Source organism: Bradyrhizobium sp. GW821-FHT12B03 (genome assembly GCF_058807535.1).
The window spans coordinates 150,044-164,103 of the sequence record NZ_JBXAQU010000016.1 but is presented as its reverse complement, the minus strand read 5'-3'; the positions used below and the strand labels follow the sequence as shown (position 1 = coordinate 164,103).

Genomic DNA, 14,060 nt, shown 5'->3' with positions numbered 1-14,060 from the left:
GAGCCATGGCATCACCGACAATCGCAGCCAACGCCTATGCCAACCTTGCCCGCGTGCTGGAGAACAGCGGCGCCGGCAAGGGCAGCGAGGCAAGCGGGCAGTCCTTCGCCTCGCTCCTGAAAGACGCCGTCGGCAGCGTCATGGAGTCCGGCCGCAAGTCCGACGCGCAGACGGTGGCGATGGCCGCCGGCAAGGCCAACGTGATGGACGTGGTGACGGCCGTCGCCGACACCGACGTTGCCGTCTCCACGCTGGTCTCGGTCCGCGACCGCGTGATCTCGGCCTATGAAGACATCATGAAGATGCCGATCTGATGGAGGGCGAATGGTGAGTAGCGAATGGCGAGTGCGGATGTCTCCGCTTCGCCATTCGCTACTCGCCATTCGCGCCTGTCGAAGCGTGAGACAACCGAAAGCGAGCAAGTAGAATGACCGGACCCGAGACCCTCGACGTCGCGCGCGATGCGATCTGGACGATCGTGATCGTGTCGTCGCCCCTGATGGTGGTCGGCCTCGTGGTCGGCGTAATCGTGTCGCTGTTCCAGGCGCTGACGCAGATCCAGGAGCAGACGCTGATCTACGTGCCGAAGATTCTGGCCATCTTCGCCACAATGCTGTTGGCGCTGCCGTTCATGGCCGACGCGCTCCACGCCCACATGCTGCGGATCTCGTCGCGAATCATCGGCGGCTGAGGCACAATGCGCCCGTCATGCGCATCGACGTCTCGCTGCTGCCGGCGCTCGCCGCGGCCTTCATGCTCGTCTTCGCCCGGGTCGGCGCGATGGTGATGCTGTTGCCGGGCCTGGGCGAGACCAACATCCCGACACGGGTGAAGCTGTCGATCGCGCTCCTGCTCACGCTGATCATCCTGCCGCTGCACCGCAGCGCCTATCAGGTCGACATGGGCTCGCTGGCACCGCTGCTGGTGCTGATGCTGCATGAGATCGTGATCGGCATCGTGCTGGGGGCAACCGCGCGCGTGACGCTGTCGGCGCTCCAGGTCGCGGGTTCCGTCATCGCGCAGCAGATGGGGCTGGGCTTCGTCACCTCGGTCGATCCGACACAGGGACAGCAGGGCGTGCTGGTCGGCAACTTCCTGACCATGCTCGGGGTGACGCTGCTGTTTGCCACTGACAGCCATCATTTGGTGATCGCGGCGCTGAACGATAGCTATGCGATCTTCGCACCGGGCGAGACCGTGTCGAGCGGCGACGTCGCTGCGCTTGCGACGCGCGCCTTCGCCGCGGCGTTCCGCCTCGGCCTGCAGCTCTCCGGACCGTTCCTGGTGTTCGGCCTCGTCTTCAACATCGGGCTCGGCGTGCTGGCGCGGCTGATGCCGCAGATGCAGGTCTATTTCGTCGGCGTACCGCTCTCGATCTTCGTGGGCTTTGTGGTGCTCGCCGTGGTGCTCACGGCGATGATGGGCACGTATCTGGATTATTTCATCGGTGTCATGCACCAGATGATGCCGCTGAAGTGAGGCGTCGATGGCAGAAGACAACGATCCAGAGAGTCAAACAGAAGACCCCACGCAAAAACGCCTCGACGAGGCGCTCGAACGCGGCGACGTCGCCAAGAGCCAGGAGATCAACACCTGGTTCATGATCGCGGGCGGCACGCTGGTGGTCTCGACCTTCTCGGGCTCGGTGGGCAGCGGGCTCGTGACGCCGATGCGCAACCTGCTCGCCAATTCCTGGATGATCAAGACCGACGGCAGGGCTCTGCTCGCGCTGATGCAGCAGATCGAATTCGCGGTGCTCGCGGCGGTCGGCGTACCCCTCTTGATGCTGGTGCTGGCGGCCATCGCCGGCAACATGCTCCAGCACCGCCTGGTCTGGTCGGCCGAATCGCTCAAGCCAAAATTCAGCAAGCTGTCGCCCGCGGCCGGTTTCAAACGGATCTTCGGCAAGCAGGCGGCCGCGAACTTCCTGAAAGGTCTCGGCAAGCTGATCGTGCTCGGCGCGGTCATGGCCACGATCCTGTGGCCGGAGCGGCATCGCATGGAGGCGATGGTCAGGCTCGATCCGGCCGCCATGCTCGGCGCCACCACCAGCTTGACCATCCATCTTCTCGGCGCGGTGGTCGCGGCGCTCGCGATCATCGCCATAGGCGACTATTTCTTCCAGTACCGAAGCTGGTTCCAGCGGCAGAAGATGTCGCTCCAGGAGATCAAGGAAGAGTTCAAGCAGTCCGAAGGCGACCCGCACATCAAGGGCAAGATCAGGCAGCTGCGGCAGCAGCGCGCCAAGAAGCGCATGATGGCGGCGGTTCCCAAGGCCTCCGTGATCATCACCAACCCGACCCACTATTCGGTGGCGCTGTCCTACGAGCGCGGCATGCAGGCGCCGATCTGCGTCGCCAAGGGCGTCGACAACCTCGCCTTCAAGATCCGGGAGATCGCGCGCGCGCACGACATCCCCATCGTCGAGAACGTGCCGCTCGCCCGCGCGCTCTACGCCACCGTCGAGATCGACCAGGAAATCCCGACCGAGCACTACCATGCGGTCGCCGAGGTCATCGGCTACGTCATGCGGCTGAAGCGCGGATTCGGCGCTGGGCGGGGATAAAATGCCCGGAAAGTACCGGAAATGGCCGTAATCTGGGAATCAGCGTACCTTTCGCACCCTGCTGCCCTTGCGCCTGCGGGTCCGATTCAGGCAGGGAGGACCCGGCGCGCGCCGCAGCGCGTTGATTCTCTGCCGACAGGCTGCGCCAGCTCGAGATGACTGCTGAGACCGACCACGACCTCACACGCGAGCCCGTTGCGGCGCACGAGCCGTCGCCGCGCTCGGGCAGCATTGCGTTGGTGCTGCTGGTGGCCGCCGGCCTGGTCGCCGTCGCCGTCGGGCTGATGACGCTCGGGCGCGCGCAGGCGCAGCCCTATATCCTCGGCATCCTCGCCGTGCTGGCGATGGTCGGCCTGTTCAACCTGTTCGCCTTCGCCGCCGGCATCATCCGCTTCGTCGACCGCAATCTCGACGACCCCGTGATGGGGCGGATCGCCGATCACGCTTTCGACGGCCTCGCCGTGACCGATCCGCGCGGTCATGTGGTCTATTCCAATGCGGCCTATCTGACTCTGACCGGCGCCACCGGTCCGCAGGACGTGCGCCCCGTCGAGCGCGTCTTCATCGGCAACCCTGACGTCTCCGAGGCCGTGTTCCGGCTGCTCAAAGCCGCCCGTGAAGGCAAGCGGCAGCAGGAGGAGGTGCGCATCTCCGGCCATGACGGCAGCCAGGGCCGCTGGCTGCGCATGCGGGTGCGCCCGCTCGGCACCGGAAAGCGCGAGGCGAAATACGCGGTGTGGTCGATCGCCGACATCACGCGCGACCGCGAGCGCCAGGAGGACGTGTTCCAGGAGCTCCAGCACGCCATCGAATATCTCGATCACGCTCCGTGCGGCTTCTTCTCGGTCAATCCGGCCGGCGAGCTCGCCTATGTCAACGCGACGCTGGCGAACTGGCTCGACTACGACCTCGCCGAGATCGGCTCGGGCGGGCTGAAACTCACCGACATCGTCTCCGGCGACGGCGCTTCGCTGCTCAGCTCGATCGTGGCGGTGCCCGGCGAGGTGAAGACCGAAGTCTTCGACATCGACCTGCGCATGCGCACCGGCAAGACCATGCCGGTGCGGCTCTACCACAAGCTCGCCTTCGGCGCCGACGGCGCGCCGGGGCCGTCGCGCACGCTCGTCATCAGCCGCGCCCGCGACGAGCGCAGCGATCCGGACCGCGCCGCCGAAGTGCGTTTCATGCGCTTCTTCGACCACACGCCGATGGCGATCGCGACCGTCGACCGCGGCGGCAACGTCGTGCGCGCGAACGCGCGCTACGCCAAGCTCGCGCAGGGCCTCGGCCTCGACAGCGCCAGCAAGTCGATCTTCCGCGCCATCAATGCACGTGACCGCCACCTGGTGATCGCGGCCATCAACCAGGCCGCCGAAGGCAAGGCCGACATCGCGCCGGTCGAGGTGGCGCTGGAAGGAACCAAGGAGCGCTGGGGCCAGTTCTTCGTCACGCCGGTCGACGCGGCCGAGAACGACGCGGAAGCCGCCATCGTGCACATGCTCGAGACCACCGAGCGGCGCGCGCTGGAGAACCAGATCAACCAGTCGCAGAAGATGGAGACGGTCGGCCAGCTCGCCGGCGGCATCGCTCACGACTTCAACAACGTGCTCTCCGCCATCATGATGGCGAACGACTTCCTGCTGAACGCGCACAAGCCGACCGATCCGTCGTTCCAGGACATCATGCAGATCAAGCAGAACGCGACGCGCGCCGCGACGCTGGTGCGGCAGCTGCTCGCGTTCTCGCGGCGGCAGACGCTGCGGCCGCAGGTGCTCGATCTCGGCGATGCGCTGTCCGACCTCGCCATGCTGCTGCGCCGGTTGATCGGCGAGAAGGTCAAGCAGGAGACCATCCACGGCCGCGACCTCTGGCCGGTCAAGGTCGACGTCTCCCAGTTCGAGCAGGTGATCGTCAATCTCGCGGTCAACGCACGCGACGCCATGCCCGACGGCGGCAAGCTGATCATCCGCACCGCCAACGTCACCGCCGAGGAAGCCGCCAAGCTCGCCTACAAGGGCATGCCGGCGGCGGACTATGTGCGCATCGAGGTCGCCGACACCGGCACCGGCATCCCCGCCGACATCCGCGACAAGATCTTCGAGCCGTTCTTCTCGACCAAGGAAGTCGGCAAGGGCACCGGCCTCGGCCTCTCCACCGTCTACGGCATCGTCAAGCAGACCGGTGGCTTCATCTACGTGGACTCCGAGCCGGGGCAGGGCACCTCGTTCCACATTTTCCTGCCGCGCCATCATGCCGAGCCGGAGGTGCAGGCCGAGCAGCCGGCGGCCGTGGCCGGCGCGGCCAATGGCGCCGCGAAGGAAGCCGCGCCCGCAGCAGCGGAGGCAAAGCCGCGCACTGATCTGACCGGACAAGGCACCATCCTGCTCGTCGAGGACGAGGAGGGCCTGCGCGCCCTCAACGCACGCGGCCTGCGCTCGCGCGGCTACACCGTGGTCGAGGCCGAGAACGGCGTCGAGGCCATGGAGATGCTGGAGGAGCAGAGCGGCGCGATCGATCTCGTCGTCTCCGACGTGGTGATGCCGGAGATGGACGGCCCGACACTGCTGAAGGCGATGCGCGAGAAGAACCCTGACATCAAGTTCATCTTCGTCTCCGGCTACGCCGAGGACGCCTTCGAGAAGAGCCTGCCCGAAGGCCAGCAGTTCGATTTCCTGCCAAAGCCGTTTACGCTGAGCCAGCTCGTGGCCGCGGTGAAGGAGACGATGACGAAGCAGGGATGAGCGCGTTTGAACGAGGGACGCGCAACAACCTCCGTCGTCGTCCTGAATGCCAGGACCCATACCGCGTGATCTATCGATTGCGCACGGCGCCCATCCCGAACGACCAGTCTTCGCCAAATCGCTTCTTGAGGAAATGGGTCCTGGCTTTCGCCAGGACGACATTGGGGAGGGAGCGGAATTCCGGTCGTAAACCCGCCGGTAACCAGCGACCATGGTTCCCCGGTATATCCCGGCCAAACCCCCGCCAAATATGGGCTTTTGCCACATCCCCGCGACTGAGGGCCGCAGCTACAAGTTCCGAAACCGGCTTCACTTTTCGGGAAGTCTGCCCATCTTAGGGGCACGTCCCCATGCCGGGGATCTGGGAAACGAACATGAATTTCTCGCAACGCTCCCGCAGTCTCTTCAAGACGATCGCCGTTGTGCTGGCGCTTGCGCTGCCGACAGCGCTCGCGATCTCGTCCGCCGACGCGCGCGTCGGTGGCGGCATGTCGTCGGGGTCGCGCGGCTCGCGCACCTATTCGGCGCCGCCGTCCACCACGACCGCGCCGGGCTCGGCCTCGCAGTTCAACCGCACCTACACCCAGCCGGGCGCAGGCATGAATTCGGCTGCAGCCGCGCCCGCGCGCGGCGGCCTGTTCGGCCGTGCCGGCGGCTTCATGGGCGGCCTTGCGGCCGGCTTCCTCGGCGCAGGCCTGCTCGGCATGCTGTTCGGCGGCGGCCTGTTCGGCGGCCTCGGCGGCCTGTCGTCGATCATTGGCCTGATCATCCAGATCGCGCTCGTCGTGCTCGTGGTTCGGCTGGCGATGTCCTGGTGGCAGCGACGCCACACGCCGCAGGCGGCCTATGCCAACGCGGATGCAGGTGCCGGTCCGGGACCGCAGGCGGCCCATCGCAGCGGCCTCGCTGGCGGTCTTGGTGGTGGCCTCGGCGGCTTCGGGTTCGGTGCCAACAATGCGCCGCTCGAGATCAAGCCTGGTGACTATGAGGCGTTCGAGCGCCTGCTCGGCGATGTCCAGACCGCATGGTCGAACGAGGACGTGGCCAAGCTGCACACGCTCGCGACGCCGGAAATGGTCTCCTATTTCGAGCAGGACCTCGGCCAGAACCGCGCGCGCAACGTTGTCAACAAGGTGACCGACGTCAAGCTGTTGCAGGGCGACCTCGCGGAAGCCTGGCGCGAGGGCGAGACCGACTACGCGACCGTGGCGCTGCGCTTCGCGCTCACCGACAAGACGCTCGACCGCAACTCCGGTGCGATTGTCGCTGGCAGCGAGCAGCCGGGCGAGGCCACCGAGGTCTGGACCTTTGCCCGACGTCCGGGCGGCCCGTGGGAATTGTCGGCGATCCAGCAGACCAACTGATCGCAGGCGACATGAAGAACCAAGGCGTCGTGCTCGCGCACGGCGCCTTTTTCTTTTGGAATAAGTGGGCACGCGTCGGGTTGAATCAGGCGGCCAAGAGCAAACACAAGACCAAACACACAAGACCGCACACAACCGGGAGGACGAGATGATCCGTGCCGAGAAATCCATGACCATGTCAGGCCTCGCGCTCGCCGTGGCCTCGTTGGCCTTGCTTGCGGCGCCGTCGGCGCAGGCGCAGTCGGCTGACATGACGTTCTTCGTGACCTCCAACGGCCCGGGCAAGGGCGCCGATCTCGGCGGCCTGGAGGGAGCCGATGCGCAGTGCCAGAAGCTCGCCCAGGCCGGCGGCGCCGGCAGCAAGACCTGGCGCGCCTACCTCTCGACGCAGGCCGCGGACGGCAAGCCGGCCGTCAACGCCCGTGATCGCATCGGCAAGGGACCGTGGCAGAACGCGAAGGGTGCGGTGATCGCCAAGGACGTCGCCGATTTGCACGGTGCGGCCAACAACCTCACCAAACAGACTGCGCTCAGCGAGAAGGGCGAGGTCATCAACGGCCGCGGCGATACGCCGAACCGGCACGACATCCTCACGGGATCGCAAGCCGACGGCACCGCTTTTGCCGCGGGGGACGACAGGACCTGCAAGAACTGGACGTCGAGCACGCAAGGCGCGGCAGTCGTCGGCCATGCCGACCGGCAGGGCCTGCGCGACGACGAGCCGTCGAAATCCTGGAACAGCTCGCACCCCTCGCGCGGTTCCGACGGCGGCTGCTCGCAGGCCGATCTGAAGAGCACCGGCGGCGACGGTCTGCTGTACTGCTTCGCGTCGAATTGAGGCGCTGAGCCCTCCACTTGTAGCGAAGCAAATCCAGAGCCTCTCCGCGGAGGCCGTCTGGATTGCTTCGCCTTCGCCAGCGCTTCGGCGGACAAGTCACTGAGCTCGCAATCACCGAGTATGTTGCGCCGTCACTCCGTCCAACGCTGACGGAACCATCGGCCGCATGTTACATTGGTTCCGTCGCCCCCACGCTCACGGACCCCTCCCATGAAATACGAGCTCTACTACTGGCCCGAGATCCAGGGCCGCGGCGAATATGTGCGGTTGGCGCTGGAGGAGGCGGGCGCAGCTTACATTGACGTTGCGCGCGGCCCGCGCGGAACAGCTGCGATGATGAAGATGATGGACGCGCAGGGCACGCCGCCCTTCGCGCCGCCGTTCCTGAAAGCAGGCAAGCTCGTCATCGGCCAGACCGCCAACATCCTGCTCTATCTCGGTGCCCGCCACGCCCTCGCGCCGAAGACGGAAGCCGGCCGGCTCTGGGTGCACCAGCTCCAGCTCACCATCACCGACTTCGTGGTCGAGATTCACGACACCCATCATCCACTCGGGCCCTCGCTCTATTACGAGGACGCGCGACCCGCGGCGAAGAAGCGCACGGCCGAGTTCTGGAGCGAGCGCGTGCCGAAATATCTCGGCTATTTCGAACGGCTCCTCGCCGGCAATGGCGGCACCTACGTCACCGGCCGCAGGCTGACCTATGTCGACCTCTCGCTGTTCCAGATCGTCGCCGGGCTGCGCTACGCCTTCCCCAAGCGCATGAAGGCGTTCGAGGCGGATATTCCCGGCCTCGTCGGCCTGCACGACAGCGTCGCTGCGCGGCCGAACATCAAGGCCTATCTCGCAAGTCCGCGCCGGATTGCCTTCAACGAGCAGGGTATCTTCCGCCGCTATCGCGAGCTGGACAGTTAGCCGGTCCGGACGGTGGCTGGCGGCAGCCTCCGGTCCGGACCGACCTGGAGTTTCGGCTCTTGCACGCGACGGTAAGGCGCGCTCACCACACGCCGGGCAGCAGACGGTAGCGCACCCGCGCGGCATAGTCGGAATAGCCCGGCAGGCCCTCGCGCAGCGTGCGCTCCTCGATGGGGATGCGGACTGCAAACAGCGCGAGGAACAGCGGCACCATCGCAAGGCCCCACCACGAGCCCAGCAGCAGCGGCACGCCGGCGAAGAACAGCACCATGCCGCTGTACATGGGATGGCGCACATGGGCGTAGGGTCCCGTCGAGATCACGCGCTGCGCGCGCTCGGCTTGCAGCTTCACCACCGGCGCGGCGAACGAGTTCTCGCGGAACACCCACATCGTGAACAGCGTCGAGGCCAGGAACAGCACCAGGCCGAGGACCTGCAAGGCGAGCGGCATGTCGGAGGCAAGCTGGCGCCGGTCGAGGCCCATCGCAATCAGCCAGGCCAGCATCGCGAGCACGAACACGGCCATGAACGCCTTGTCGGCCGGGGGCTGGTCTTTCTGGATGACCGGACGGAGACGCTCGGCGAGCAGCGCCGGATCAAGCCGGTAGAGCCACCAGCCGCAGAGCGGGCCGAGCAGCGCGGAGGCGATCAGCATCACCCAGGCGCCGGGCCAATGCAGCGTGCCGGCGGATGCGAACAGCAGCGCGCCCATCGCGATGACGAAGATCGTGTTCTGCAACAGCAGTCTTGCGATCATGGTCGATCCGTTTCCATCCGACGGCGATAGTGCCCTTTCCGCCAACCATGCGGTTGGCGGGACAGGGCGGGTTCAAAGCTTGATGGGCGGCGAAAAGGCGGCCACGAGCCGAACCAGATCCGCTTGTCGTTTGGTTCCGGTCTTCGTGAAGATTCTGGCGAGGTGCGTCTTGATGGTTGTTTCGGCGATGCCCATGCTTGCGGCCACATCGGGAACGCCGCCGATCTCGACGATGGACAGGAAGACGCGCAGCTCGGTCGGCGTCAGCTTGAAGAGCTTTCGAATGAGATCGGGTGCGACGATCGTATCGAGTGCTGCCTTGCTGACGAACAGGACGGCGCAGGCCTCATAGCTGGCCCCGAATTTTTTCCGGCGCCCGGCGGTTAGCGGCAGGAGATGCCCGACAAAACGCGATCCGTCGCGGGCCATCAGGTGTAGCGAGATGCTTGCGCTCGTGATGGCCCGGTCGCCGAGAACCGTGCCCGCCAGCGCCTGCCGCAGCACACGATCGGCATTCAGGTCGGACGTCACGAGCCGGCCATGGACCGAACGAAGGACGTCGGCCTCCTCGAGAATCTCGCGCGCGCTTGCATTGGCGTGCGTGATATGACCGTCGGCATCGAGCAGCAGGACGGCGGTTCGCAGCGCATCGAGCGTGTGGGCCGACGTCGTCTCCATTGCGTTCTGCTGCTGGAGTTTCTGTCTGACGAGCATGGCCCGTTGCACGTGCGGCGTGAGATGGGAGATCACCTGATACATCCTGCGGTCGACGGGGCCGCCGGCCTTCATGATCGAGAGGCGGGATATTCCCTGGGCAGACTTGTCGAGCAGGATATTGGCGGCGTCCTCGAGGCCCTGCGGCCGGGTCCATTCGTTGTAGAACCTGGTCGTCCGGAATTCGTCGACATCGATCCAGTCCCTGATCGTCTGAATCTGGCCGACCGGGGCGTGGAGCACGCCGCGCGACGGATCGAATGGCTCGTAGGTTTCGACGTAGGACTGAATATAGGCGGGCTCGACACCGACGGCGTGCGAGATCACGGCCTCACCGGCTGCCCCGATCCAGACCAGACCGCCGCTCTGGCCGCCAGCCTGCTCGACGATGCTGCCAAGTGTCGTCGACCATCGGGAATCGTCGAGCGAAGCGTCGTAGATATCCGCGACCAGCGAGAGCAGCTTTTCGTTCAGTTCCATCGGCTTGTCCCGTTGACGCAAGGAGTGCTCGTTCGGCCTGACAGATGAGCACGTCGGATGCGGAAATTCGATGAGCCGGATCACACTTGATGTGACTGCGCAGGTGGTCGCCCGGTTCAGCGCAGCATTTGCGGACGCTGAAGACGCCGGCCTGGCGCCGGCGCGTCGGGAGGGCGAGCGTGGCGAGGAACAATAAGCCCGGTGGCCGATGGAGCGTTCCGGCCGACGCGAACAGCAGCGCGCCCGTCGCAACGGTGACGATCCATGGTCTGCAATGGAAATCTTGCGATCATGCGCGGTTCCCCGGGGCAATCTCGCGCGATATTGATCACGCTATCCGGGCAAAGATGCGGCCGGACACGCGAAAAGCCCGATCAACCGGATCGGGCGCTTCATGCTCGAGTGGGCCGATCAGGCGAGCTGATCGATCCGCGTGCCCTGGCCCGGCGGCAGCGGCGCGGGCGGCTGCGGCTTGTGGGTCGGGTCGGTATCCTCAATCTTGGCCTGATCGTCCTGCTGCTTGGTCGTGTCGTAGCTCGGAACCACGATCGCGATCGGCGGCGGCGCAACGGTTGAAACGCTCATCCACAAATCCTCACAGATGGAAACAATCGACCTTGCCCTGCGAGGAGCGAAATTTCCTTCAAGCCAATCGTTAAAATGCGAGGGATCTGGTGCGGTTTGACCGGCTGCGTCGCGACACGTTTACGTCGCGCCCGCGGTAATCGCGCAGTGTGTACCTACTCGTCCTTCGGACGCGTGATCGCGATCGACGCTTCCGTCTTGGTGCGCGAGCAATCCATGTTGAGGCGCTTGAAGCGCATCGACACCTTGTCGCCGCGGAGCAGGCCCATGCGCTTCAGGCAGCGTGTGGCGCCTTTCGCGGTGTCGTCCTTCGGCACCGTGAAGATGATCGCGGCCGCGGACGCGACCAACTCATAGAACTGCGGCGTCGGCTTGCGGTCGCCCTTGGCATAGAGCTCGTTGGAATAATTTTGCCCCTGTGCGCGGCAGCCGAGCGACAGCTCCTTCGCCGCCGGGTGGGTGAGGTAGATGATGTTGGCGGCCTTGAAGTTGACCTTCAGCTTGTCGACGCCGCTCGCAAGCTGCTTCGCAATGTCGTCGCACTGGTCTGCGCGGGCAGGCGAGGCGAGGGTCACAAGTCCGGTGATGGCGGCGGCGACCAGCATCGCGCCGCGGACGTTCAGTTTGAAAATCATGATGAAAAGCCCCTTGGAGGGCGCATTCAAGCGTCGGCGGAGGCGAAGCGCAAGGGTGGGAACGGGCCTTTCCACGTGCGACGTGGCTGTTCTGGCGCCTGCAACCTGCTTTACTGCGCCGCATGACCAAGCTCTTGGACGAGGCTATCCGTCAGGTCGTACAGCTTCCCGAAGGCGAGCCGGATGCTGCCGCCGGGGCGTTGCTCGACTATGTCAAGCACATGCGGGAAATTCAGCTGACCGACGAGCAGATTACCGAAGTGCGTCGTCGCCGCGCCGATCCGAACCGCAAATTCCTCAGCCTTGATGAAGTGCGCGCGCATTGAGCGCTTTGGTTCTTGAGGGGCGGTGGAGCTGATCTTCGACGATCAGGCCGTTGCCGATCTCGAAGGTATCTTCAACTGGATTTCGCAGGATAGTCCGGCAGCTGCCCGGAAGGTGACCGACCGGCTGCTTGAGAGCATCGGGCTGCTGACGTCATTTCCTTTCATGGGCACGTCGGGCATGATCCCGAGACATTTGAGTGGGTCGTGCCGCGTCTGCCTTATGTCGTGATCTATGAAATTGACGCTGTGCGCGCACGAGTTTGTCGTAACGGCGGTATTTCACGGCGCTCAGGCCCGCGATTCTTGAGTGTGGGGAGGGCGTATGGGTCTCTTCCATGCGATTCGCTCACTTCCCTTTGTATCAAAAATGCTTAGAACGGCTCTAATGCCGGGGCCGAGGGTTCCGGCTCCCCGAACCCGCGAGCCATCCATGAACGCTCCCACCGCCTTCCCCGACCCCGCAAAGCCCGTTCCGCCCTACAAGCACACGCCGCTGTTCCCGCTGGGCAAGGACGAGACGCCCTACAAGAAGATCTCGTCCGAGGGCGTCCGGGTCGAGAAGGTCCTGGGGAAGGACATGCTGGTGGTGTCGCGCGAGGCGCTGCGGGCGCTGTCGGAGGCGGCCTTCGGCGACATCAACCATTACCTGCGCCCCGGCCACCTGAAGCAGCTCCGCGCGATCCTGGAAGACGGCGAGGCGAGCCCGAACGACAAGTTCGTGGCACTCGACTTCCTGAAGAACGCCAACATCGCGGCCGGCGGCGTGCTGCCGATGTGCCAGGACACCGGCACCGCGATCATCATGGGCAAGAAGGGCTGCAACGTCATTACCGACGGTGACGATGAGGCGGCGCTGTCGGAAGGCGCGCGCGATGCCTACCTGCGCCGCAATCTGCGCTACTCGCAGGTCGCGCCGCTCTCGATGTACGAGGAGAAGAACACCGCCAACAACATGCCGGCGCAGTGCGAGATCTACGCCGAGGGCGACGACGCCTACAAGTTCATGTTCATGGCGAAGGGCGGCGGCTCCGCCAACAAGAGCTTTCTGTTCCAGGCGACGCCCTCGGTGCTGACCAAGGACCGGCTGCTCGCTTTCCTGAAGGAGAAGGTCCTGACGCTGGGCACCGCAGCGTGCCCGCCCTATCACCTCGCCATCGTGATCGGCGGCACCTCGGCCGAACTCTGCATGAAGACGGTGAAGCTGGCATCCGCCCGCTATCTCGACGCGCTGCCGACCCACGGCTCGCCCGACGGCAACGCCTTCCGCGATCTCGAGATGGAGCAGGAAATTCTGAAGATGACGCAGTCGCTCGGCGTCGGCGCGCAGTTCGGCGGAAAGTATTTCTGTCACGACGTGCGCGTGATCCGGCTGCCGCGCCACGGTGCCTCGCTGCCGATCGGGCTTGGCGTGTCCTGCTCGGCCGATCGCCAGGTGCTCGGCAAGATCACCAAGGACGGCGTCTATCTCGAGGAGCTCGAGCACAACCCGGCGCAGTACCTGCCGCAGGTTGAAGAGTCGCTGGGCGGCGAGGTCGTCAAGATCGACCTCAACCAGCCGATGAAGGACATTCTGGCGACGTTCTCGAAAAATCCGATCAAGACCCGCGTCTCGATGACCGGCACCATGATCGTCGCGCGCGATAGCGCGCATGCCAAGCTGCGCGAGCGGCTGGAGAAGGGCGAGCCGCTGCCGGATTATTTCAAGAACCATCCGGTGTATTACGCCGGTCCTGCCAAGACGCCGGAAGGCTATGCCTCCGGTGCGTTCGGTCCGACCACCGCGGGTCGCATGGATTCCTTCGTCGACCAGTTCCAGGCCGCAGGCGGCTCCATGGTGATGGTGGCCAAGGGCAATCGCGCGCCGGCCGTGCGCGAGGCCTGCAAGAAATACGGCGGCTTCTATCTCGGCTCGATCGGCGGTGCGGCGGCGAATCTCGCCGAGCACTGCATCAAGAAGGTCGAGGTGCTCGAATATCCCGAGCTCGGCATGGAAGCGATCTGGCGCATCGAAGTCGTGGACTTCCCGGCGTTCATCATCATCGACGACAAGGGGAACGACTTCTTCAAGGAGTTGAATCTGGGTTAGCTGCCTCACTCGCACTTGCGTGCGAGTGATTGCGCATGCGCCACACCACGACC

The 14,060-nt window shown here is 65.1% G+C and carries 16 protein-coding genes; 12 read left to right on the top strand and 4 right to left on the bottom strand.

The window, feature by feature from the left end; translation table 11 throughout:
• Window positions 1-5: 5 nt before the first annotated feature.
• The 8 genes from fliE to AC1RUR_RS27180 all read left to right on the top strand — a co-directional run bounded on the left by fliE (window position 6) and on the right by AC1RUR_RS27180 (window position 8,424).
• On the top strand, window positions 6-314 hold the full coding sequence (gene fliE / locus AC1RUR_RS27215) for a flagellar hook-basal body complex protein FliE (RefSeq protein ID WP_011088556.1): 309 nt from the start codon (window positions 6-8) through the stop codon (window positions 312-314).
• Window positions 315-427: 113 nt separating this feature from the next.
• A complete protein-coding gene (gene fliQ, locus AC1RUR_RS27210) occupies window positions 428-691 on the top strand; it encodes a flagellar biosynthesis protein FliQ (protein ID WP_018321865.1) in 264 nt (87 codons plus the stop codon).
• A 17-nt stretch (window positions 692-708) separates the two neighbouring features.
• Window positions 709-1,479 (top strand): flagellar biosynthetic protein FliR, encoded by a 771-nt coding sequence (fliR, locus tag AC1RUR_RS27205; RefSeq protein ID WP_492849722.1) that lies wholly within the window; start codon window positions 709-711, stop codon window positions 1,477-1,479.
• 7 nt (window positions 1,480-1,486) lie between these two features.
• On the top strand, window positions 1,487-2,566 hold the full coding sequence (gene flhB, locus AC1RUR_RS27200) for a flagellar biosynthesis protein FlhB (RefSeq protein WP_492849720.1): 1,080 nt from the start codon (window positions 1,487-1,489) through the stop codon (window positions 2,564-2,566).
• Window positions 2,567-2,721: 155 nt separating this feature from the next.
• Entirely contained in the window at window positions 2,722-5,307 is a 2,586-nt protein-coding gene (gene cckA, locus AC1RUR_RS27195; protein ID WP_492849718.1) for a cell cycle histidine kinase CckA, read from the top strand.
• A 350-nt stretch (window positions 5,308-5,657) separates the two neighbouring features.
• Window positions 5,658-6,671: a Tim44 domain-containing protein gene (locus tag AC1RUR_RS27190; protein ID WP_492849716.1), complete on the top strand. Its 1,014-nt coding sequence runs from the start codon at window positions 5,658-5,660 to the stop codon at window positions 6,669-6,671.
• Between the two features lie 148 nt (window positions 6,672-6,819).
• Window positions 6,820-7,509, top strand: coding sequence for a lectin (locus AC1RUR_RS27185; RefSeq protein WP_492849714.1), 690 nt, complete (start codon window positions 6,820-6,822; stop codon window positions 7,507-7,509).
• A gap of 210 nt (window positions 7,510-7,719) precedes the next feature.
• Window positions 7,720-8,424: a glutathione S-transferase gene (locus AC1RUR_RS27180; protein ID WP_492849712.1), complete on the top strand. Its 705-nt coding sequence runs from the start codon at window positions 7,720-7,722 to the stop codon at window positions 8,422-8,424.
• Between the two features lie 82 nt (window positions 8,425-8,506).
• On the opposite strand, the gene AC1RUR_RS27175 is transcribed toward AC1RUR_RS27180, so the two are convergent.
• Complete coding sequence (locus AC1RUR_RS27175; protein WP_492849711.1) at window positions 8,507-9,181, bottom strand: methyltransferase family protein; 675 nt, start codon at window positions 9,179-9,181, stop codon at window positions 8,507-8,509.
• A 72-nt stretch (window positions 9,182-9,253) separates the two neighbouring features.
• Window positions 9,254-10,375, bottom strand: coding sequence for a helix-turn-helix transcriptional regulator (locus tag AC1RUR_RS27170; RefSeq protein WP_492849709.1), 1,122 nt, complete (start codon window positions 10,373-10,375; stop codon window positions 9,254-9,256).
• Window positions 10,376-10,445: 70 nt separating this feature from the next.
• Between AC1RUR_RS27170 and AC1RUR_RS27165 the strand changes: the two genes are divergently transcribed.
• Window positions 10,446-10,571: a hypothetical protein gene (locus AC1RUR_RS27165; RefSeq protein ID WP_492849707.1), complete on the top strand. Its 126-nt coding sequence runs from the start codon at window positions 10,446-10,448 to the stop codon at window positions 10,569-10,571.
• 215 nt (window positions 10,572-10,786) lie between these two features.
• On the opposite strand, the gene AC1RUR_RS27160 is transcribed toward AC1RUR_RS27165, so the two are convergent.
• Window positions 10,787-10,960, bottom strand: a complete 174-nt coding sequence (locus AC1RUR_RS27160; RefSeq protein WP_492849705.1) for a hypothetical protein — start codon at window positions 10,958-10,960, stop codon at window positions 10,787-10,789.
• A 155-nt stretch (window positions 10,961-11,115) separates the two neighbouring features.
• Window positions 11,116-11,595, bottom strand: coding sequence for a hypothetical protein (locus AC1RUR_RS27155; protein WP_492849704.1), 480 nt, complete (start codon window positions 11,593-11,595; stop codon window positions 11,116-11,118).
• 122 nt (window positions 11,596-11,717) lie between these two features.
• Here AC1RUR_RS27155 and AC1RUR_RS27150 point away from each other — a divergent pair, with 122 nt between their 5' ends.
• The 3 genes from AC1RUR_RS27150 (at window position 11,718) to AC1RUR_RS27140 (ending at window position 14,007) form a co-directional block, all read left to right on the top strand.
• Window positions 11,718-11,921 (top strand): hypothetical protein, encoded by a 204-nt coding sequence (locus AC1RUR_RS27150; RefSeq protein WP_492849702.1) that lies wholly within the window; start codon window positions 11,718-11,720, stop codon window positions 11,919-11,921.
• Window positions 11,922-11,943: 22 nt separating this feature from the next.
• Window positions 11,944-12,150, top strand: coding sequence for a type II toxin-antitoxin system RelE/ParE family toxin (locus tag AC1RUR_RS27145; RefSeq protein WP_492849700.1), 207 nt, complete (start codon window positions 11,944-11,946; stop codon window positions 12,148-12,150).
• Window positions 12,151-12,351: 201 nt separating this feature from the next.
• Window positions 12,352-14,007 carry a fumarate hydratase gene (locus AC1RUR_RS27140; protein WP_492849698.1) on the top strand — a complete coding sequence of 552 codons (1,656 nt, stop codon included), beginning with the start codon at window positions 12,352-12,354 and terminating at the stop codon, window positions 14,005-14,007.
• Window positions 14,008-14,060 lie beyond the last annotated feature (53 nt).

Excerpts from the sequence above, each read along its gene's own strand:
- fliE (WP_011088556.1), top strand. The coding sequence starts at position 6 with ATGGCATCACCGACAATCGCAGCCAACGCCTATGCCAACCTTGCCCGC.
- fliQ (WP_018321865.1), top strand. The coding sequence starts at position 428 with ATGACCGGACCCGAGACCCTCGACGTCGCGCGCGATGCGATCTGGACG.
- fliR (WP_492849722.1), top strand. The coding sequence starts at position 709 with ATGCGCATCGACGTCTCGCTGCTGCCGGCGCTCGCCGCGGCCTTCATG.
- flhB (WP_492849720.1), top strand. The coding sequence starts at position 1,487 with ATGGCAGAAGACAACGATCCAGAGAGTCAAACAGAAGACCCCACGCAA.
- cckA (WP_492849718.1), top strand. The coding sequence starts at position 2,722 with ATGACTGCTGAGACCGACCACGACCTCACACGCGAGCCCGTTGCGGCG.
- AC1RUR_RS27190 (WP_492849716.1), top strand. The coding sequence starts at position 5,658 with ATGCCGGGGATCTGGGAAACGAACATGAATTTCTCGCAACGCTCCCGC.
- AC1RUR_RS27185 (WP_492849714.1), top strand. The coding sequence starts at position 6,820 with ATGATCCGTGCCGAGAAATCCATGACCATGTCAGGCCTCGCGCTCGCC.
- AC1RUR_RS27180 (WP_492849712.1), top strand. The coding sequence starts at position 7,720 with ATGAAATACGAGCTCTACTACTGGCCCGAGATCCAGGGCCGCGGCGAA.
- AC1RUR_RS27175 (WP_492849711.1), bottom strand. The coding sequence starts at position 9,181 with ATGATCGCAAGACTGCTGTTGCAGAACACGATCTTCGTCATCGCGATG.
- AC1RUR_RS27170 (WP_492849709.1), bottom strand. The coding sequence starts at position 10,375 with ATGGAACTGAACGAAAAGCTGCTCTCGCTGGTCGCGGATATCTACGAC.
- AC1RUR_RS27165 (WP_492849707.1), top strand. The coding sequence starts at position 10,446 with ATGAGCCGGATCACACTTGATGTGACTGCGCAGGTGGTCGCCCGGTTC.
- AC1RUR_RS27160 (WP_492849705.1), bottom strand. The coding sequence starts at position 10,960 with ATGAGCGTTTCAACCGTTGCGCCGCCGCCGATCGCGATCGTGGTTCCG.
- AC1RUR_RS27155 (WP_492849704.1), bottom strand. The coding sequence starts at position 11,595 with ATGATTTTCAAACTGAACGTCCGCGGCGCGATGCTGGTCGCCGCCGCC.
- AC1RUR_RS27150 (WP_492849702.1), top strand. The coding sequence starts at position 11,718 with ATGACCAAGCTCTTGGACGAGGCTATCCGTCAGGTCGTACAGCTTCCC.
- AC1RUR_RS27140 (WP_492849698.1), top strand. The coding sequence starts at position 12,352 with ATGAACGCTCCCACCGCCTTCCCCGACCCCGCAAAGCCCGTTCCGCCC.